The following is a 20,178-nucleotide window of genomic DNA, read 5'->3' as shown; positions in this document are numbered from 1 at the left end:
TCAACCACCTAGTCAAAACAGCCTGACCAAACCAACCGACTGACTCCAACCAGCTTGACAGTCAACGTGGACTGCCAGTTGTGCATGTACGCGCCCTTGGCCCGGTAGTCGGTGCCCTCCAGGGCCGAGGTGAGCTCCTCGGCCAGGTCCGCGAAATCGTCCCAGGTCCAGCTGCCGTCCGGCTCGTCGATGCCCGCCGCAGCGAACATCTCCTTGTTGTAGTAGACCACCCACGAGTCCTGGCGGTAGGGCAGGGCGTAGATGCCGCCGTCGAGATCGAGCAGGTCGACGTCGATGTTGCCGTCCTCGCGCAGGGCGGAGGCCTGGTCGGTGAGATCGGCGAGCGCGCCGTTGGACTGGTAGTAGAAGTACGGCTCGAGATTCTTGAGCGGGAAGACGTCCGGTGCGGAGTTCGCCGAGAGATCGGTGGTCAGCTGCGTGTCGTAGTCATCGGCGCTGTACTCCTTGAGGGTGATCGCCGCATCGGGATGGGCGGCCTCGAATCCCTCGACGATGACCTCGAACTCCGGGGTGGTGGCGATCGCCCATGCGGCCATGGTCAGCTCGATCTTGCCGTCGGCGTTCCGCTCGGCCTCGCCGCCGCCGCACGAGGCGAGGGCGAGGGCCGGCACGGAGACAGCGGCGGCACCCAGGAGGCTGCGGCGGGTGGGGGTGAACGTCATCGGTCTTCCTTCCACGGTGAAGCGGGCTGCGCGAAGGCAGCCACGTCGAGCCCGGAGGCCTGCGGATCATGCTCCGGCGAGCGGTCGCGGCGGGGAGCTCCGATCCGGGAGCTCCGAGAGCGACAGTCGGTGCGAGGTATCCAACAGTGATCACAATCGATCTGTCAAGGTGTCTTTCCGGCGGCGTATGGTCCGTTGCTGATCGTTCGTGATGCTTTATGATGTGTTCGCGGGAGCCGCCTATCCTGTCGAAGCGGTCCCCGACCTCGCTGCGGCGGGTATGGCAGGTGCGGTCCGGGGCGCACCGAGGAACCGCGGCACGGCCCGGGTGGAAGGACCTGCACCGCTCTCCGAGTCCCCGCGCCGCACAAGAGAACGGAGACCTCATGGCGCAGACGCGTTCGCTGCCCGTCGGTCGGCGCGAGGAGATCCTCGACCGTGTCAACGCGGCCGGCGAGGCCCGCGTCGCCGACCTCGCCGCCGAGCTCGGCGTCTCCGTCATCACGGTGCGGCGTGACATCGCCGTCCTGGCCGAGGAGGGCCTGCTGCGGCAGGTCCGCGGCGGCGCCCACCGTCTGGCGCTGCGTGACGAACCGGACCGGAGCTCCGGTCGTGCAGCCGCGGCCGGCGGCGCTGCGATCCTGAAGGACATCGGGGTGATCGTCCCCTCGCTGACCTACTACTGGCCCCGGATCCTGCAGGGCGCCAGCTCAGCGGCCGACGGGCACGGGGCACGCCTGCACATCGAGGCCGCCTCGCCCCGCGCCGAGGACTGCCTGGAGAGCCTCGCCCGGCTGACCGGCGAGGGTGCCGTCGACGCGCTGCTGCTCGCTCCGGATCTTCGTTCGGGCGCGGCCTCCGAGGAGCTGCTCGCGCAGCTGAGGGCGCTGGAGGTCCCGGCCGTGCTCATGGAGCGCGACCTGCGAGACCTGGATCCGACGTGCGCCGGCGTGGACTCGGTGCGCACCGATCACGAGCAGGGCGCGCTGGAGGCCTTCGCCCATCTGCACCGACTCGGGCACCGCCGGCTCGGGCTGCTGCATGACCGGACCAGTCCCACGGTGCCGCAGATCCTCGTCGCCTGGCGGCGTGCGCACGAGCTGTTCGACCTGTCGGCGGAGGATTCCGCTCTCGGTGTGCTCGACACCCACGGGACGGCCCCGGCACAGCAGATCGACTCCTTCCTGGACCTGTGCCTCGAGCACGGCGTGACGGGTGTCCACGTCCACTCCGACGAGGCGGCGCTCCTGGTCATGCAGCAGGCCAGCCGTCGAGGGATCGATGTCCCCGGGGAGCTGTCGATCACCGCCCACGACGACGAGCTCTCCACCCTCACTCGGCCGGCGCTGACCGCCGTCGGCCCGGACAAGCCGGCCCTCGGTGCTCGTGCGGTGCAGATGCTCATGCGGCGCCTGGAGACGCCCGCCGCCCCCTGCGAGCGCACCGAGCTCCTCCCGAGGCTCCATGTGCGCGGAAGCACCGCACCGCCTCCGGGTCGCGCGTCGGCTACCCGGGACTGAACCCAGCAACCCCTTTCGGAGGACCTCCGTGACCACCCAGCCTGTCCGGCCGAGCCAGCACGCCCCGTCGGCGCGTCCGGCCGCCCTGCTCGCCATGAGCAGCGGTCTCGACGCGGAACTGTTCACCCCCGAGCAGCGTCGCCGCCTGGGCGGGCTGGTGACGCTGCTGGCCGAGTCCGCCGTCCCGGATCTCGGTGCCGTCCCGGACGAGACGGCGGCGCGGGTGGAGATCCTCGTGACCGGATGGGGTGCCCCGCGGATCGACGCGAGCGTGCTCGGGCGCATGCCCAGGCTGCGAGCGATCGTGCACACCGCGGGGACGGTCGCCCCCTTCGTGGGGCGGGCCGTATGGGAGCGCGAGGACATCGTGGTCAGCACCGCCGCGCAGGCCAATGCGGTGCCGGTCGCGGAATACGCGCTCGCCCAGATCCTGCTGGCCGGCAAGCGGTCGGTGGCACGCTCCGCCGACCATCGCCGGGCACGGGGCCGGGAGGGGGCCTGGACCGCGACCGGTCGGACCGGCAACTACGGGGCGGTGGTGGGCCTCATCGGCGCCTCCCGGACCGGGCGGCTCACGGCGGAGCATCTGCAGCGTTTCGACATCGAGGTGCTGGTGCACGACCCCTTCGCAGGAGCCGAGGAGATCGCGGCGCTCGGGGCCCGGAAGGTGGACCTCGAGGAGCTCTTCCGCGCCAGCGATGTGGTCAGCCTGCACGCCCCGGACGTTCCCTCGACCCGCGGGATGATCACCGCCGAGCACTTCGCGCTGATGCGCGAGGGGACCACCTTCCTCAACACCGCCCGCCCCGCGCTCGTGGACGAGGACGCGCTGCGCGCCGAGCTCGTCAGCGGCCGGATCAGCGCCGTGCTCGACGTGCACGACGACCTCGCCCCCGACGACCCGCTGTGGGACCTGTCGAACGTGCAGCTCACACCCCATATCGCCGGCTCGCAGGGCAACGAGCTGCACCGTCTTGCCGACAGCGCCCTCGAGGAGCTCGGACGGCTCTCCCGCGGCGAGACGCCGCTCCATGCTCTGGATCGCAGCCGGCTGGACATCACGGCCTGAGCCCGCAGCTGCAGTGCATGCCGCCGCGGACCCCGGATGCCTCGGGCCGCGCCCAGGTCAGGCGGATTCGCGACGGACGATCGAGGACGGAGGGATCGTCCACTCCCCGGGATCGCGTCCCAGGCTGACCCGGGCCGCGCGCCGCCCGAAGATCTCCGCCTCGATCCGCACGGTGGTCAGGGTCGGTCGCCAGATCGCGGAGTGGCGCGATTCGTCGAAGCCGATCACCGCGAGGTCCTCGGGCGCTCCCAGGTCGAGCTCGGCCATCGCGGCCAGCGTGCGCAGCGCCGTCTCGTCCTCGAGGCCAGCGATGGCCGTGACCTGCGGGGAGGTTCGAGCGAGGTCGGAGATCGCCCGTCGTGCGGCGGCGGGCTCCTCCCCGATCTCCACCTCGCGCAGGGTCTCCAGCCCTAGCCGCGCGGCGGCCAGCTGGGCCGCGCCCCGTCGGGCCTCGAGCGTCGCGCTCTGACGCGTCCGGGGCGGGATCGCAAGGGCGATGCGCGAGTGCCCGGCCTGGATCAGGTGCCGCAGCTGGGTGAGGCTGTGCGCGGCCATGCCGTCGACCCATCCGCCGTCGCTCCCCTCCGTCCCCAGGGAGTAGGGACGGGTGAGGTCGAGGACGGTGCGAGGGCGCACGCCGGCGAGGATCCTCTCCACCGTCGCGGGGGTCGAGCCGACGGGGTGGACCACGAGCGCGCACCCCTCCGCCTCGAGCTCGGAGCGCATCCCGGCGATGAAGCTCCTCAGCGCGCTGCCGATCCCCAGCTCCTCGACCAGGAGCAGGACGATCCGGCTGCTGCCCTCGCGCAGGGCGCGGGCGGTCCCGTGCGGGGCGTAGTCGAGCTCCCGTGCCGCGGCCTCGACCCGCCGCCGGGTCGTCTCGGAGATCGTCTGTCCCGGGGTCCGGTTCAGCACGAAGCTGACGGTGGTCGGCGAGACCCCGCTGGCCGCCGCGACGTCCTTGAGCGTCGCGCGTCGATCTCCCACCTGCATCCCCTCCTCATTCCTGGGTTCTCAGGATATCCTGCGCTAAATCGATACAGCGGCCCGTGACGAGGCCGCTCTCCGTGCCCCGGTGCCGTCCGGCACCGGGGCACCTGCCCAGGAAGAGGTTCCTCATGCGATCAGTTCATGTCACCGGTCCCGACACCACCGGCTGGGTGGAGGTCGACCGGCCCGTCTGCGGCCCCCGGGACGTCCTGCTGGCCATGCGGGCCTGCGGGATCTGCGGGTCCGACGACCTGTACACCCGGCACGGCGGGATCCCGCCGCGACAGGGCGCGACCCCGCTCGGACACGAGCCCGCGGCCGAGGTCGTCGAGGTCGGCGCCCAGGTGGAGGGCTTCTCCGTCGGGGACCACGTCGTCGTGGACACCATGGCCTTCCGCGACGGTCTGCTCGGATCCGGCGGGGCGCAGGGCGGCCTTTCCGAGCACGTCCTGGTCGAAGAGGCCGAGCCGGGCCGGCAGCTGCGCGTCATCCCGCCGCACGTGCCCTGGGAGGTCGCCGCGCTCAACGAGCCCATGGCCGTCGCCTATCACGGGGTGAACCGCACGGATCCGCAGGAGGGCGACAAGGTCGTCGTGTTCGGCGCCGGGCCCATCGGTCTCGGCGCGGTGCTCGGCTACCGCCGGCGCGGGGCCTCGCACGTCGTCGTCGTCGACGTCCAGCCCGACCGTCTGGAGACCGCGCTGCGGATCGGCGCCGACGCCGTCATCGACTCCACCCGGGAGGACGTCGCCGCGCGCCTCGTCGAGCTGCACGGCGATGGCGCGAGCGCGCTCGTGCGGGGAGTGCGGCTCGGCACCGACATCTACCTCGACGCGGCCGGCGCCGCCGTCGTCCCCCAGAGCGTGACGCGGATGGCGAAGCACGGGGCGACGCTCGGCGTGGTCGCCGTGCACAAGAAGCCGGTCGAGCTCGACTTCGCGGAGATCCTCACCACCGAGCTGAACCTCGTCTGGGCGATGGGATACCCGACCGAGATCTTCGAGGTCACCGACGACATCATCGAGAACTGGGAGAAGTACTCGCTGATCATCAGCCACCGGATCCCCTTCGACCGGGCACTCGAGGCCCTGGACCTCGCCCGCACCCCCGGTGCCGCCGACAAGGTGGTCGTCACCTTCGGGTGAGACGGAGCGGGCTCGCGACCAGGCCGACCGTGCGCCCGTCCCCGCGTCGCCCCTGGGTGTCTCTGTCAGGGCCTGGCTCGCCCTGGCAGGGGGTGGTGGACTCGCCCTGTCCCCATCCCCTGCGCGAGGAAGGCCCCCGCCTGCCGTGACCACCACCCGTCCCGCCCCCGCGGCACCGGCCGTCTCCCGGGCCTTGCCCTGGATCCTGCTGCTGCTGACGGTCTTCGGGCCCATCTCGATGGACCTCTATCTCCCGGCGCTGCCCGCGCTGACCCGCGAGCTCGAGGCGACCACGTCGGTCGCGCAGCTGACCGTGACGGCCTGCCTGCTGGGGCTCGCCGCCGGGCAGCTGCTCGCCGGGCCCGTCTCCGACCAGCACGGATGACGCCGCGTGCTGCTCATCGGTGTCACGGCCTACGTGCTGACCTCGACGCTGTGCGCGCTCAGCCCCAGCATCGAGGTGCTCGTCGCAGCGCGCTTCGTGCAGGGGCTGGCCGGAGGCGTCGGCATCGTGATCGCCCAGGCCGCGGGCCGCGACATCTTCGACGGGCGCGAGCTGATCCGGTTCTACGGCCGGCTCGCGGTGGCCGGGCCGACCGCCGCGATCGTCGGTCCCATGATCGGCGGGATGCTGAACACGGTCGTGGACTGGCGCGGGCTGTTCGGCTTCCTCGCGCTGGTGGGACTCGTGCTGCTGCTGATGTCGGCGCGGCTGTTCACCGAGACGCATCCGCCCGAGCACCGCACCGCGGGCGGCCTGCGACGCACCGGCGCCGCCCTGCGCATCCTGGTCGCAGACCGGGTGTTCCTCGGCGCGGTCCTCTCCCAGGGCTTCGTCTTCGCCGCGATCTTCTCCTATCTCGCCGGCTCCACCTACGTGCTCCAGGAGATCTACGGACTGTCCCCGCAGTGGTACGCGGCCGCCTTCGCGCTGAACTCCGCAGGCGGCGTGCTGTTCGGCTGGCTGGGCGGGCGCACCGCCGAGCGGTGGAGCGTGCACGGCGCGCTGTTCCTCGGCATCGCGCTGACGGCGGCGGGCTGCCTCGGGCTACTCCTGGCCGGCCTCATGCCGATGCCGCTGGCAGAGGTGATCGCCTCGCTGTTCCTGCTGGCCTCCGGAGCGCAGTTCTGCTCCCCGGCCGCGACGACGCTCGCCCTGGCCGAATACCCGCAGATGGCCGGCACCGCGGGCTCGATCCTGGGCACCGTGCGCTACGGCTTCGGGGGCCTGGCCGCGCCGTTCGTCGGGATCGCGGGCTCGCTGAGCATCCTGCCGCTGGGCGTGACCACCACCGGCGCCGCGCTCCTCGCCGCCGGGGCCGCGCTGCTGACGCTGCGACGCGGAGCGGAGCCGCTCGAGGACGCTCCTGCGGCGGCCTGACGTCGGGGCAGGGGAGCGCCCGGCCCCTGGCGGGGCGGGGGAGGGTTTCAGTCCCCGGCCGCGAGCGCCGTCGACTCCCGCAGCTGCACGTCGCCGCGCACGTGCACCTCGCGCGCCGCGGCGTCCGCGACGTCTACGCCGGCTGCGTCTGCGCCGGCCGCGAGCCCGCTCCCGGACTGGCCGTCGGCCGCCGGGGGCGCCGCCGATGCGCCCTCGAGCACCCACTCCACCGCGCGCCCCGCCATCTGGGCCAGCGGCAGCTCGATCGTGGTCAGGGTCGGGTTCGCGTCGGCCGCGGCGACGACCCCGCCGAAACCCGCGACCGCGACCCGGCCCGGCACGTCCAGGCCGCGACGGCGCAGCTCGCCGAGCGCGCCGAGGGCCATCACGTCGGCCGGGGCGAACAGGCACAGCGGCTCGGAGCCGGCGCCGGCGGAGCCCTCGAGGTGCTCGGCGACCCGGGCGGCGGCCTCGAGGCCGCCGTCGCGGGTGAGATCCGCGGCGATGCTCAGCTCGGGCTCGATCCCCGCCTCGGTGAGCGCGGCGATGAACCCGCCGGTGCGGGAGCCGGCCGAGGGGATACCGGCGATGCCCTCGACGACCGCGAAGCGCCGGTGCCCCTCGACGACCAGGGCGGTGGCGAGCTCGTGGGCGGCTCCGGCGTCGTCAGCCACGATCGTGCGTCCCACGCCGAGGGACTGTCCGAGGCCGACGACCTTCCCGCCGTTGCGCTCGAAGCCCTCCAGCAGGGTGCTGATCGCGGTGTCGTCCTCGGTGCCGTAGCGGTGGGAGCCGACCAGCACGAGCGCGTCGACCTGCTGGGCGATCAGGGAGCGCAGCGCCCGCACCTCGGTGTCGATCCGTCGATCGGTCTGGGTGAGCAGCACCTGGGACTGCGAGGCGAAGACCTGCTGCTGGACCTCGCGCGCGATCGTCGCGAAGTAGGGGTCGGCGATGTCGTGCACGACCAGACCGATCAGGCCGGAGCGCGAGCGGGCCAGGGCCTGCGCCTGCGCGTTGGGGACGTAGCCCAGACGGTCCGCGGCGGCGCGCACCCGCTCGGCGACCTCCTTGCCGGGCACGCGGGCCGAGCCGTTGAGGACCCGGGAGGCGGTGGCGAGCGAGACGCCCGCATCTTTGGCGACGTCGCTGAGGCGCACGGCGGGCATCGGGGCTCCTTCTTCCAGGGTGGGCGCACCGGGGTGGTCCGACGGACGGCCGGGAAACGCTGTCCCGGGAGGGCCAGCATAACGATCCGGCCATGGCCGCGAGGGCGTCACGGGAGGTTCGGGGCTGTGATCTCGCCCCGGTCGCGCGCGGCACGCGCAGCGCTCTCAGCGCGCGATCTCCTCGCCGGCGGTGATCAGGGTGCGCAGCGCATCGGCCTCGCGCTGCAGCAGCGCCGGGTCGTCGCCCGGGACGAACTCGAGCAGCGCGTCGCGGTCCTTGCCGGTGGCGGCGAGGATCGCGAAGGCCGCCTCCCACAGGTCGGAGCGCTCGGCGAGCGGCAGCCGCTCGCTGCGCGGCCACCAGGAGAACACGTGGATCGTGGAGGTGCGGGGCAGCGCCGCGCGCAGCGTGTCCAGAGCCTCCCGGGTGGGCATGTCCTGGTGGGGCTGCCAGTAGGTGGTCACGTTCGCGCGCCCCACCTCGTCGAGCAGGCGCAGGGTGGAGCCGATCTCGTCGGTGAGGGTGCGGCCGTGGAACTCGAGGCCGATCTCCAGGCCGTGCTCGGCGGCACGGTCGGCGAAGTCCTGGATCCGGCCGACGGCGCGGGCACGATCCTCGGCGGAGGTCTCCTCCGAGCCGGTGCGGGTCGCCCACACCCGGACCCGCGGGACGCCGAGGGCGCGGGCCGCGGCGATCACCGCCCCGCCCTCGGCGTGCACCGCCGAGTCGGTGCCGACGAAGGACAGGTAGGAGCCGTAGGAGGTGACGACGAGGCCGGCGTCCTCGGTGAGGGTGCGGGCGTGCGTGGCCGCGTCGAGATCGCCCGGCGGGACGTGCGCGTCGCCGGCCCATTCGATGCCCTCGAGTCCAGCGGCCGCGGCGTGGCGCACCACGTCCTCGGCCGGCAGCTCGCGGAAGGTGACGGAGCACAGGCCCGGGCGGATCATGCGGATCCCTCCGATCGCGACGAGGCAGGAAAGCGATTGTGGCCACCGTATCGCAGGCCGACGGTGCTTCCTCGAGGCGCTGCAGGCCCTCGGGGCCCACGACGGCGGGCGGTGAGCGAGCGCATCGGCCACGGTGAGCTCAGCGTACGAGGCCTCATGGTCTACGGGGCGAGCGTGACGAGGACCGAGCGCCCGCCCAGCCCGGAGGTGTCCACGGTGAGGTCGAGGCGCCCCCGCACCTGCCTGACGCTCACCCGGTCCGTGTCCGTCGCCTGCAGGCGCGGGGCGCCCTCGAGCTCGAGACGGACGGTGTCCTGACGGTGGGTCGGATCCGAGATGCTGAGCTCACGCGCGCGCCCGACGTCCTGCATCATCACGCAGGCGGGTCCCCGCGCCGCGACGTCCCGCACCCGTCCCTCGGCCCAGAAGTTCACTGCGAGCACCCGACCCGCACGGACCGCCTGTGCGACGTCGTCGTTGCGGACGATCTCCGCGCCGGGGTCCGAGGCGGCGCGGCGGGTCTCCTCCTCCCCGGCCCCTGGCAGCAGCACGTAGGCGTACGAGGAACCCTCCCCGGGGTGCACCGCCTCGAGCGTCGCGTAGTGGCGGCGGAGGGTCTCCTCGCTCCCCGATGCGTGGTTGCGGCTCCAGCTGCCTGCGCGCTCATCCTGCACGGCCCGCAGGCGGGTGTCCTCGAGCAGCACGTACCCGCCGGTCCCCTCCAGATGGGCCCAGGTCGCGCCGTCGACCTCGACGGGGTCCGCGCCGATCGCCTCCCCGTCCACCAGCAGCCGGCCCGGCCGCGCGCCGAGGTTGCGGTGCTCGAGGACCGTCTTCGTCTCGGCGCGGGTGCCTGTGCGGATGTCGCTGCCCAGGGCGACGATCCGGTCCTCGAGCAGCAGCCACGTCTTGCGTGCGGTGAGGCCGGTGCCGCCCGGGGCGATCAGGTGCTGGCCGGCCAGCGTCATCGTCCCGAGGGTGGTGGCGCCGGCCCATTCGGCGTCCTCGGGGACGGACTCGCCCCACTGTCCTTCGACCCGGGGCGGCAGCGGCGTCGTGTCGACGGTGGTGCCGGGCAGCCCTTGCAGGTCGCAGGTCGCCCAGAACTCGTCGTCGAAGTGGTTGTCGGTCTGGGGCAGATAGAGGTAGACCATCCCCTGCGAGGTCAGGCTCCCGTGCTCGTTCTCCCCGTTGCCGCACTCGTACCAGGCGATGCGGTCGCTGCACATGGCCACACAGGCGCTCCAGCCGCTGCTCCCGCGATGGACCACCCGGTCCATCTGTGGGAACACGGTGGGTCCCGGCGGCAGGCGGTGCGCGCCCACGTCGGAGTCCATCAGCGCGCTCACGAGGGCGAGGCGGGTGATCGGGCCCTCGTGGAGGATGGTCGCTGCGGAGTTGTCCTCGATCCAGCCCCGGCACAGGCCCCGCCACCTCTGCGCGGTCTCCTCGTCGACCGCTTCGGACAGCCGCAGGACCGCCTCGATCGCATCGTTGCCGTTGTCGAGGGAGCGCTCGGCCTCCCGGGAGATCGCCCGGCCCCGCACGGCGTCCATCATCCGGCCCTCGTGGATCAGCGGGGCGAAGGAGCGCTCGATCGCATCGGTGAGGTTCGCGCGGGAGGGGTCGTCGATGTCGTGCGCCGTGCCGGCGAGCAGGGCGAACAGCCTCGACAGCCCGGAGAGCAGCACGAGGCCGTAGGTTCCGGTGTAGCCGATCGTCGAATGCTGGATGAACGAACCGTCCTCGTAGAAGCCGTTGCCCTCGTCGACGATCTGCCAGACGGCCGAGAGCCCGGCGATGGCGTGCGCCAGCCTCTCCCGGTCGCGCCCGACGATGGAGCGGATGATCACCGCCTGGCACAGATCGACACGGTTCGCTCCTTCGGAGGTGATCCGGCCGCGCTCCTCGGGGAACTGCTCCCAGGGGTCGGGGACGTAGAAGTCGATCGAGTCGCCGAAGGCGGCGACGTCCTCGTCGGCGAGGTGCTCGCGAAGGATCGCCATGGCGTCCGCGAGGGCGCGCGTCACCCCGATCTCCCAGGTCCACCAGTTGCCGTACTCGGGCTGGGACGGGTTGTAGATCCGGGACCGGAAGTCACGCAGGCCGACGATGACGAGATCGCGGAGCGTCGCGTCGTCGTGGTGCCGTGAGCCGGGCGTCGCCCATGCCGTCGCGAGGTGGGCGAGCCGCTGGACGGTCGTGGTGAGGTTCGGGTCCGCGTCGTAGTCGAGATCGGCGAAGACGGTGGCGGAGCCGGCGGGGTTCAGCTGGTCCAGGAACTCGTCGGCGTCGCTGTCGATGTCCTCGATCAGATCGTCGAAGCGGGCCTGGCCGGGGACGAGCAGGTGCCGGCCGGTGAGCTGGTCGACCCAGCGCGAGGCGAGCTCCTCGAACCCGTCGTCCTCGAGCTCCGGTGCCGCGGCGGCGAGATCCGGGGCGAGCAGGGCGAGGGCGCCGACGAGGCCGCCCGCGCCGGCTGTGTGCAGGAGATGACGACGAGTGGGCTGCATGAGGACCTCCGGGGTCTGCTGCACGGCTCCCGGGGCGGCGGTGCCGCGGTGCGCCGGACAGGCGATCGGTGGGGGAAATCGCATTCCGCTCTCGACGTTAGTGCGTCCGGGTTCTCTGTCAACGGACAAGTCGGACGACACGGCCGCTGCGGGCCTCGCCTGCCCGCAGAACTCACCTATTGCTGCCCTGCACGGCCGCGGCAGCTTCCCCGGGCAAGCGTCTGCCGATAGCGTGGCGACTGCTCTGCTCCGACTCCGAGAGGTCACGGTGACGATGTCTGGCAGGTCCCCGGGCGACACGCCCCCCAATGTGCTGCTCCTGGTCACCGACGACCAGGGGGCCTGGGCGCTGGGCTCGAGGATGCCCGAGCTGCACACCCCGACGCTCGACCGCCTCCAGCGGGAGGGCATGACCTTCGACCGGTTCTTCTGCGCCTCACCGGTCTGCTCGCCGGCCCGCGCGAGCCTCGCCACCGGACGGATGCCCTCCGCCCACGGCGTCCACGACTGGATCCGACCCGAGGCCCTCGCCCGCACCGCCTCACCGACGCCGCCGTTCGACCCGGACTTCCTCGAGCGCGCCGCGGGAGCCGATTCGATCGCCGCGATGCTCTCGCGCGGGGGATACCGCTGCGGGATGGTGGGCAAGTGGCACATGGGCTCCTCCGACCGCCCCGCGCCCGGCTTCGACTACTGGTGGGCGCACCAGCTCGGCGGCGGCCCCTATCACGGCGCCCCGATCTGGCGGTTCGACGAGGAGACCGGGACCCCGGTGCGCCCCGCGGAGCCGGCCGAGGAGCCCGCCCATCTCACCGACGCGATCACCCGGCAGGGCCTGGACTTCCTGCGCCGCATCGACGAAGGGGACGACACCGCCCCGTTCTTCCTCCAGGTGAACTGGACCGCGCCCCACGACCCCTGGTTCGACGGCAACCATCCCCAGGAGCTGCTCGACCTCTACGCGGACACCGACTTCCCCTCCGTGCCCGCACCTCCGCTGCATCCGTGGTTCCGCGAGGAGAACTTCCGGCGCGCCGTGGCGGACCGGCACAGCGCGCTCGCCGGCTACTGCGCAGCGGTCAGCGGTGTGGATCGCAGCATCAGCGCGCTCCTGGACGATCTCGAGCAGCGTGGTCTGCTCGAGAACACGATCGTCGTCTTCACCTCGGACAACGGATTCTCCTGCGGGCATCACGGGATCTGGGGGAAGGGGAACGGGACCTTCCCGCTGAACTTCTGGGAGCCGTCGATCACGGTTCCGTTCATCGTGCGCTGGCCGGGACGGATCCCGGCCGGTGCCGTGGACTCACGCCCGGCCTCGGCGGTGGACCTCCTCGACACCCTCGCGGAGCTCACCGGCGCCGTCCCGCACGAGGATCCGCTGCGCGCAGGGCGTTCGCTGGCCCCGCGCCTGCTCCACGACGCAGCAGGGGCACCGGGCACCGTCGAGGGCGAAGAGGCGGCGGTCGTGATCCATGACGAGTACGGGGCGAACCGCATGCTGCGCACCGAGCGCTGGAAGCTGGTCCTGCGCCGCGAGGGCCCCACGGAGCTCTACGACCTGCTGGAGGACCCCGACGAGGTCCACGACCTCTCGACGGATCCTGCGTACGGCAGCAGGCTCCGGGAGCTCAGCGGGGCGCTGGAGGACTGGTTCGCGAAGCACAGCACGGAGTCGCTGGACGGCTGGCACTCCACCATCGACGGCACCGGCCAGGTGGCGCCCGCTGACCGGACGACACCCCCAGGAGGAGACCACGATGCGCAGCGACGCGCCTGACAGACCCGACATCCTGCTGATCGTCTCGGACGATCACGGATATGCCGACCGTTCGGCGCGAGGCAGCACGGATGCGCGCACACCGCACCTGGACCGCCTGGCACGCGAGGGCACGGTCTTCGACCAGGGCTACGTCACCGCACCGATCTGCTCACCCTCCCGCGCCGGCCTCATCGCGGGCGCCCACCAGCAGCGATGGGGCGCCCGATGGTTCGACACCTCCGCATTCCCGCCCCCGCATCAGCCCGTGATCCCCGAGGTGCTGCAGCAGGCCGGATACCGCACCGGGTACTTCGGCAAGGTCCACTACGGGCCCGAGCGGCCGGGGGACCGCGCCTGCCCCGAGAACCACGGCTTCGACGAGAGCCTCTACGGCCTGGCCGGGTTGAGCATGGGCCGTCTGCACTACCTGCACCACTCCCGCGCGGCCGCCGAGGAGTACGGGGAGGCGGCGCCCGCGCACGGCGTCGACCCGCTGCGCGAGAACGGGCGCGAGGTCGAGTGCGAGCAGCACCTGACCGTCGAGTTCACCGACCGCGCGCTGGAGTTCATGGGGGAGGGCGGCGAGGAGCAGGACCCGTACTTCTGCATGGTCGCCTACAACGCGGTGCACAACTTCGCCTGGCAGCTGCCGCAGGACGAGCTCGACGCCCGCGCGCTGCCCCGTCACGACGACTTCGATCCTGCGAGCACCGACTATCTCGACTGGTACGACGGAGCGATCTCGCCCCGTCTCGAGCACGGGCGCGAGTACTACCTCGCGCAGCTCGAGATCATGGACCGCGAGATCGGGCGGCTGCTCGACCACCTCGAGGCGACGGGCCGACGCGAGAGCACCCTGGTCGTCTATCTCACCGACAACGGCGGCTCCACCTGCAACTACGGGGACAATGCACCGCTCGCGGGCACCAAGTACAGCCTCTTCGAGGGCGGGGTGAGGGTGCCGTTCCTCGTCTCCTGGCCCGGCACCGTCCCGGCGGGCGCACGCTCGCAGGCCCTGGTCTCCTCGCTGGACCTGCTGCCCACCTTCGCGGCGGCGGCCGGCGCGGACCTCTCGCCGGCCGCTGTGCTGGACGGGCGCGATCTGCGCACGGCGTGGGAGGCCGCGGCATCGACCCCGGCAGGGGCGTCCGGCGCGGCCGACGGCGGCGGTCACGAGGCGCTGCACTTCGACACCGGCTTCCAGTGGGCGGTGCGCACGCCCCGGTGGAAGCTGCGCTGGGTCGACGCGAGCACCGGCCACCGTGAGCACCTGCTCGCCGTGGAGCACACCGACATCGGCGGCGGGCTCAGCCTGGTGCCCCTCGGCCCCGGGGAGCATGACGAATCCGTCGCGGCCGACGTCTCCGCGCAGCACCCCGAGGTGGTCGCCGAGCTCACCGCCCTGCACGAGCAGTGGGCGGAGCAGATGGCGCCGGCGTGAGGAGAGGCCCGATCGTCCGGAACCGGGACCGACCTGATCGCTTCGGGCACTGATCCGCTCGGGCTCCGATCCCTCGCGCGGACCGACGCCGCCGAGGACGTGCGCTCAACCGCGGCCGAGCAGCTTGCCCATCGGGACGAAGTCGGAGAACTCCGCGTCCACGGTCGAGGTCGCCCCTGCAGGAGCTCCGTCGGCCGGCCCCTCGGAGGTCTCCGACGGGGCTGCCGTCGTGCCGATCCCGGCCCGCAGCATCGTGGCGAGCTCCGAGGCGGCCCGGCGCACGCGCACCGCGAGCGGCTGCTCATCGGCCTGGCCCTCGGTGTCGGCACCGAGATCGGCCGACGCCGCGAAGACGGCGGTCGGCACGACCTGCGCCTTCAGGTATCCGAACAGCGGGCGGATCGCGTAGTCGATCGCGAGGGAGTGTCGCGCGGTGCCCGCGGTCGCGCCCAGCAGCACCGGCTTGTCGTTCCAGACCTCGATGTCGATCGCGTCGAAGAAGGTCTTGAACAGGCCGGAGGGGCCGAGATTGAACACCGGCGTCACGGCGATGACCGCGTCGGCCGCGCGCACGGACTCGATCACCATGGACAGCCGCTCGCCGGGGAAGCGGGTGAGCAGGGCGTCGGTGATGTCGTGGGCATGCTCGCGCAGCTCCACCGTGGTGACCTCGACCTCGGCGCCGTCACGGCCGAGCGCGGCGGCGGCGGCGCGGGAGAGCTGGTCGGCGAGCATGCGCGTCGAGCTGGGGGTGGACAGCCCGGCGGACAGGGCGACGAGGCGAACGGTGTCGGTCATGGGGGAGCCTTCCAGGGAGCGGGGCGAGGGTGTGTCCCGGCGGTGGCCGGGCCGAGCCGGGCCGGGCGGCGCGGTCAGCGGGTGGTGCTCTCGGCGTCCTCGGCGCGCAGGCCGGTCCAGTTGTCGCCGGTCTCGAAGCGGTAGGCGTCGTCGAAGGCGCCGTGCTCCGCCTCGGCGGCGGCGACCCGGGCCGCGTGGGTGGGCGCCTCGGGGACGTCGGCGGGCTTGCGCGTCTCGAGCTCGCGGCGCAGCACGGGGACCACCTCGGTGCCCAGCAGCTCGATCTGCTCCAGGACGGTCTTCTGCGGCAGACCGGCATGGTCCATGAGGAACATCTGGCGCTGGTAGTCGCCCACGTGGTCGGCCATGGTCAGGTAGCGCTCGATCACCTGCTCGGGGGAGCCGACGGTCAGCGGGGTCTGCGCGGTGAAGTCCTCCATCGAGGGGCCGCCGCCGTAGACCGGGGCGTGGTCGAAGTAGGGGCGGAACTCGTTCCATGCGTCCTGGGAGCTCTTCCGCATGAACGCCTGGCCGCCCAGGCCCACGTAGGCCTGGTGGGCCTTGCCGTGGCCGTAGTGCTCGTAGCGCTCGCGGTACAGCTGCACCATCTGTGCGGTGTGGCTCAGGGGCCAGAAGATGTTGTTGTGCAGGAACCCGTCGCCGTAGTAGGCGGCCTGCTCGGCGATCTGCGGGGAGCGGATCGAGCCGTGCCACACGAACGGGGCGACCCCGTCGAGCGGACGCGGGGTGGAGGTGAACTGCTGCAGCGGGGTGCGGAACCGGCCCTCCCAGTCCACGACGTCCTCGGTCCACAGCCGCCGCACCAGGTCGTAGTTCTCGATCGCGATCTCGATGCCCTTGCGGATGTCCTGCCCGAACCAGGGGTAGACCGGGCCGGTGTTGCCGCGGCCCATCACGAGGTCCACGCGACCGTCGGTGAGGTGCTGCAGCATCGCGTAGTCCTCGGCGATCTTCACCGGGTCGTTGGTGGTGATCAGCGTGGTCGCGGTGGAGAGGATGATCTGCTCGGTCTGCGCACCGACGTAGGCGAGGGTCGTGGTGGGGGAGGAGGTGACGAAGGGCGGGTTGTGGTGCTCGCCGATCGCGAAGACGTCCAGACCCACCTGCTCGGCGAGCCTGCCCTGCTCGACCATGTTCTTCAGGCGCTCGTTCTCGGTGGGCACCTTCCCAGTCGTCGGATCGGGCGTGATGTCGGCGATGGTGAAGATTCCGAACTGCATGGGATGTCCTCCGGTGATGGGGCGCGATGGGCGCGACGTCTAGATGGTTCAATTCTAAACTATCCTCGTCGAGACTGGCAAGGGGTCGCCGAGGGGCCGGCGAGCGCCTGGTGGGGGCGGGGTGGCGTCGTCGGTCATACGGGACGAAAGCGACATGAAAGGCGGTGCCGGGAGTCTGCCGCGCGGTCGGAGCCGACGTCGTCGGCGACGCCTGCAGCCAGAGAGGATCGGAGCCCGCCGCATGACAGTCCCGCTCACGCACGCCCGCCGGGACGAGGCCTTCCTCGCACCCACCGGCGTCGATATAGTCCCGCCAATGACGATCAACGTCATCGGAAGGTTCGAGATCACCGACGATCACGGGGCCCGCCAGGTCGTCGGCACCCTGCAGCGCCTCCTGCTCGCGCTGCTGACGCTCCGCGCCCCGCAGTGGACGTCGCCGGACACGCTGACCGAGGCGCTGTGGCCGGACGAGCCCTCCTCCGCAGCCGACTCCCGGCTGCATCTGCACATCCACCGACTGCGCGGCCGGCTCGCGACCGGCGCCATCGAGAGCGGCCCCGACGGCTACCGCCTCGACGTGCCGCCGGAGGCCGTCGACGTGTGGCGCTTCGAGAGCGCCGTCAGCGGCGTCCTCGCCGATCACGTCCGCGGCAGGGCCGAGCCCGAGCTGCTCGAGCGCCTCGAGCACGTCGCCGAGCTCTGGGCGGGAGCGCCCTTCCCCGATGTCGAGCACCCCGACGTCGTGGCCGAGCGGTATCGGCTCGAGGACATGTACCTGCTGGCGCAGGAGACGCGGTTCGCGCACCTCCTGGACCGCGGGGAGCACGACGCCGCGCTGGACGTGCTGGCGCCGGTCGCCGCCGAGCACCGGAGCAGGGAGAGCCTCCAGGTGCTGTGGATGACCGCGCTGAACCGGGTCGGTCGACGTTCCGAGGCCATCGCCGTCTTCGAGGCGACCCGCGAGGCGCTCGAAGTCCTCGCCCTCGCCCCGGGCCGCGAGCTCCTCGCCGCACGGGCGATGGTGCTCGAGCAGCCCGCCGACCGGGACGCGCGCGACCGGGCGGGGACCGTCGCCTCCGACGACATGGACGAAGGGGTGCTGCGACGGGAGCTGGCCAGGACCAGCACCCGGGAGCAGGCCCTCCGGGCGAGGAGGCGGCTCGCCCGGTCGCTCGCGATGAAGGGGAAGCTCGACGAGGCCCTCGAGCTGCTCGGCCAGATCGAGGCCGTGCACCGGGCCGCCGCACGGGAGGACGAGGTCGCCACCACGCTCGGCGACCTCGCGGCGGTCATCGGCATCACCGGGGACCTCTCCCGCGCCGAGCACTATCTCGACGAGGCGCTCGAGCTGGAGGAGCGCACGACGGGGACCGACCTGAGGCTCCGCCTGGTGCGCGCCCTGCTGCTCGCCCACTCCGGACGGATCGAGCAGGCCGCCCGGATCCTGCGCGAGGTCCCCTGCCCGCCCGACTCGACGACGTCGATCCCGGCGCTGGGGGCCGCCGCGATGTGGTGGCGGGTGCGCAGCCAGGTGGATCGGCGCCGCGGCGACCCCGAGGCGGCCGCGGCGGCGGCCCGCCGCTCCCTGCACCTCGCCTCCCGGCCGGGCGTGCGCGCGGATCGGGGACCGATCCTCGTCGAGCTCGCCAGCTCCCTGCGCGACGGCGGCCACGACGAGTGCTTCGAGTGGTTCCACCGCGCCATCAACGCCGCCCATGAGGACGGGCGCCTGCCGATGGCCGCCTTCGCCCACGCCGCGATGGCCAAGGCCCAGCTGATGTGGGGAGGCCCGGAGGCGGCACGGCTGCACGCCCGGGAAGCGCTCAGCATCGCCCGCCGCTGCGGGTGCTGGGGCTTCGCCGCCCGCGCGGCGACGCGGGCCGGCGACGCCGCGATGGCGCTGTCGGAGCCGATCCGCGCCGCCTGGTACTACTCCGAGGCGCTCTCCTTCTACCGCCGAGTGGGATACCCGCTGCTGCCGCAGGTCCGTGCCGAGCTGGTTCAGAAGGTCGGCCGCGGTGCCTGATCACAGCTCGATCGGGGCCGCCTTCCGCCCCGCGCCCCGCCCCTCGACGTCGAGGCTCGGCGCTCGTGCAGGGCGGCCGAGCGTGCGGTACTCCCACCCGGCCTCGGCGTAGCGCCGCTCGTCCAGGGCCTGCCGCGCGTCGAGGATCCGACGCTCGCGGACCAGTGCGCCGATCTCCGCGGCAGGCGCGGCGAGGAACTCGTCCCATTCGGTGAGCAGCACCGTGACCTCGGCTCCCAGCACCGCGTCGCCGAGGGTGGGCACGAGGCACAGCTCCGGATGTGCGCGCCGGGCGTTCTGCGCCGCCTCCGGGTCGTAGACGCGCACGTCGGCGCCCTCGAGCTGCATCCGGCGGGCGACGTCGAGAGCGGGGGAGTCCCGCACGTCGTCGGAGTCCGGCTTGAAGGCGGCGCCGAGCGCCGCGACCCGCACCCCGAGGAGGGAGCCGCCGGCCAGCTCCCTGACCATCTCGACGGTGCGCGTGCGACGACGGGCGTTGATCTCGTCCACGTCCTCCAGGAAGCGCACGGCCGCTCCCGCGCCGATCTCGCGGGCGCGATGCCGGAAGGCGCGGATGTCCTTGGGCAGGCAGCCGCCCCCGAAGCCGAGCCCCGGGCGGAGGAACTTCCCGCCGATCCGCTCGTCGAGCGCGAGGGCGCGGGCGAGGACGCCGACGTCGGCGTCGACGCTCTCGCACACCTCGGCCATCGCGTTGATGTAGGAGATCTTGGTGGCCAGGAACGAGTTGGCCGCCACCTTCACCAGCTCGGAGGTGGGCAGGTCGGCGACGATCAGCGGGACGTCCTGCTCGAGGAGGGGCCGGTAGACGCGGCGGAGGATCCGCTCGGCCCGTGTCGAGGCGACGCCGAGCACGAGCCGGTCCGGGTGCAGGGTGTCCTGGACGGCGAAGCCCTCCCGCAGGAACTCCGGGTTCCAGGCGAGGTCGAGCTCCTCGCCGGCCGGCGAGAGTCCGCGCACGAGTCCGCGCAGCCTCGCGGCGGTGCCCACCGGGACGGTGGACTTGCCGACGATGAGGGCCGGGCGGGTGATCCGGGCCGCGAGCGCGCTCGCGGCGTCCTCGAGATACCGCAGGTCCGCCGCCTCGGAGCCGGACTGCTGCGGGGTGCCGACGCAGAGGAAGTGGACGTCGCCGAACTCCGCCGCCTCGGCGAAGTCGGTGGTGAAGCGGAGCCGTCCGGAGGCCGTCGCCGCCTCGAGCGCCTCGGGCAGTCCCGGCTCGTGGAAGGGCAGACGGCCGCCGGTGAGCGCCTCGATCTTCGCGGCGTCCACGTCGACGCCGAGACCTCGAATCCCAGCTGTGCCATGCAGACCGCATGGGTCGCGCCGAGATATCCGGTGCCGATCACGGTGATCCGGGGCGGGAGGTCGGTGGGGGTCTCTGCTGAGTGCACAGGGTTCTCCTTCGTCGGTGCGGTGCAGGTGTCGGTCGTTCTGAGGATGTCGGTGGTCATGACGATGTCCTCCGGGG

At 72.5% G+C, this 20,178-nt stretch carries 16 protein-coding genes; 8 read left to right on the top strand and 8 right to left on the bottom strand.

The features are described from left to right. Positions 1-8: 8 nt before the first annotated feature. The gene (locus D1648_RS15945; RefSeq protein WP_241155546.1) at positions 9-683 is read right to left on the bottom strand and encodes an ABC transporter substrate-binding protein; all 675 of its coding nucleotides are present in this window, start codon (positions 681-683) and stop codon (positions 9-11) included. Positions 684-1,069: 386 nt separating this feature from the next. On the opposite strand from D1648_RS15945, the gene D1648_RS15940 reads away from it, so the two are divergent. Beyond that, positions 1,070-2,203, top strand: coding sequence for a substrate-binding domain-containing protein (locus D1648_RS15940; protein ID WP_122943579.1), 1,134 nt, complete (start codon positions 1,070-1,072; stop codon positions 2,201-2,203). A 28-nt stretch (positions 2,204-2,231) separates the two neighbouring features. Next, on the top strand, positions 2,232-3,272 hold the full coding sequence (locus tag D1648_RS15935) for a hydroxyacid dehydrogenase (RefSeq protein WP_122943578.1): 1,041 nt from the start codon (positions 2,232-2,234) through the stop codon (positions 3,270-3,272). 57 nt (positions 3,273-3,329) lie between these two features. On the opposite strand, the gene D1648_RS15930 is transcribed toward D1648_RS15935, so the two are convergent. Further along, positions 3,330-4,259: a LacI family DNA-binding transcriptional regulator gene (locus D1648_RS15930; protein WP_164518771.1), complete on the bottom strand. Its 930-nt coding sequence runs from the start codon at positions 4,257-4,259 to the stop codon at positions 3,330-3,332. Between the two features lie 131 nt (positions 4,260-4,390). Between D1648_RS15930 and D1648_RS15925 the strand changes: the two genes are divergently transcribed. The 3 genes from D1648_RS15925 to D1648_RS15920 all read left to right on the top strand — a co-directional run bounded on the left by D1648_RS15925 (position 4,391) and on the right by D1648_RS15920 (position 6,788). Next, a complete protein-coding gene (locus tag D1648_RS15925; protein ID WP_122943576.1) occupies positions 4,391-5,407 on the top strand; it encodes a zinc-binding dehydrogenase in 1,017 nt (338 codons plus the stop codon). A 145-nt stretch (positions 5,408-5,552) separates the two neighbouring features. Continuing rightward, the gene (locus tag D1648_RS18325) at positions 5,553-5,792 is read left to right on the top strand and encodes a hypothetical protein (protein ID WP_241155545.1); all 240 of its coding nucleotides are present in this window, start codon (positions 5,553-5,555) and stop codon (positions 5,790-5,792) included. A 6-nt stretch (positions 5,793-5,798) separates the two neighbouring features. After that, a complete protein-coding gene (locus D1648_RS15920) occupies positions 5,799-6,788 on the top strand; it encodes an MFS transporter (RefSeq protein ID WP_241155544.1) in 990 nt (329 codons plus the stop codon). Positions 6,789-6,835: 47 nt separating this feature from the next. Here D1648_RS15920 and D1648_RS15915 read toward each other — a convergent pair whose 3' ends face one another. The 3 genes from D1648_RS15915 to D1648_RS15905 all read right to left on the bottom strand — a co-directional run bounded on the left by D1648_RS15915 (position 6,836) and on the right by D1648_RS15905 (position 11,442). Beyond that, a complete protein-coding gene (locus D1648_RS15915; protein WP_122943575.1) occupies positions 6,836-7,957 on the bottom strand; it encodes a LacI family DNA-binding transcriptional regulator in 1,122 nt (373 codons plus the stop codon). A 165-nt stretch (positions 7,958-8,122) separates the two neighbouring features. Beyond that, a complete protein-coding gene (locus D1648_RS15910; protein ID WP_122943574.1) occupies positions 8,123-8,905 on the bottom strand; it encodes a sugar phosphate isomerase/epimerase in 783 nt (260 codons plus the stop codon). A 161-nt stretch (positions 8,906-9,066) separates the two neighbouring features. Beyond that, positions 9,067-11,442 (bottom strand): polysaccharide lyase 8 family protein, encoded by a 2,376-nt coding sequence (locus D1648_RS15905; protein ID WP_164518770.1) that lies wholly within the window; start codon positions 11,440-11,442, stop codon positions 9,067-9,069. A gap of 250 nt (positions 11,443-11,692) precedes the next feature. Here D1648_RS15905 and D1648_RS15900 point away from each other — a divergent pair, with 250 nt between their 5' ends. Further along, positions 11,693-13,198, top strand: a complete 1,506-nt coding sequence (locus tag D1648_RS15900; protein ID WP_122943572.1) for a sulfatase-like hydrolase/transferase — start codon at positions 11,693-11,695, stop codon at positions 13,196-13,198. Next, a complete protein-coding gene (locus tag D1648_RS15895) occupies positions 13,179-14,621 on the top strand; it encodes a sulfatase (RefSeq protein WP_122943571.1) in 1,443 nt (480 codons plus the stop codon). Before D1648_RS15900 ends, D1648_RS15895 begins: the two co-directional genes overlap by 20 nt. Before the next feature lie 105 nt (positions 14,622-14,726). Here D1648_RS15895 and D1648_RS15890 read toward each other — a convergent pair whose 3' ends face one another. Both D1648_RS15890 and D1648_RS15885 read right to left on the bottom strand, forming a co-directional pair. Continuing rightward, entirely contained in the window at positions 14,727-15,419 is a 693-nt protein-coding gene (locus tag D1648_RS15890; RefSeq protein ID WP_122943570.1) for a CE1759 family FMN reductase, read from the bottom strand. A gap of 74 nt (positions 15,420-15,493) precedes the next feature. Further along, complete coding sequence (locus D1648_RS15885) at positions 15,494-16,660, bottom strand: LLM class flavin-dependent oxidoreductase (protein ID WP_122943569.1); 1,167 nt, start codon at positions 16,658-16,660, stop codon at positions 15,494-15,496. 241 nt (positions 16,661-16,901) lie between these two features. Between D1648_RS15885 and D1648_RS15880 the strand changes: the two genes are divergently transcribed. Beyond that, positions 16,902-18,689: a BTAD domain-containing putative transcriptional regulator gene (locus D1648_RS15880; protein WP_164518769.1), complete on the top strand. Its 1,788-nt coding sequence runs from the start codon at positions 16,902-16,904 to the stop codon at positions 18,687-18,689. Here the strand turns inward: D1648_RS15880 and D1648_RS15875 are convergent, their stop codons facing one another. After that, positions 18,690-19,979 (bottom strand): UDP-glucose/GDP-mannose dehydrogenase family protein, encoded by a 1,290-nt coding sequence (locus D1648_RS15875; protein WP_370239837.1) that lies wholly within the window; start codon positions 19,977-19,979, stop codon positions 18,690-18,692. It lies immediately after the preceding gene. Positions 19,980-20,178 lie beyond the last annotated feature (199 nt).

The sequence above is a fragment of the Brachybacterium sp. EE-P12 genome, assembly GCF_003711805.1.
Classification (GTDB): domain Bacteria; phylum Actinomycetota; class Actinomycetes; order Actinomycetales; family Dermabacteraceae; genus Brachybacterium.
This window is presented reverse-complemented; position numbering and strand designations above follow the sequence as displayed.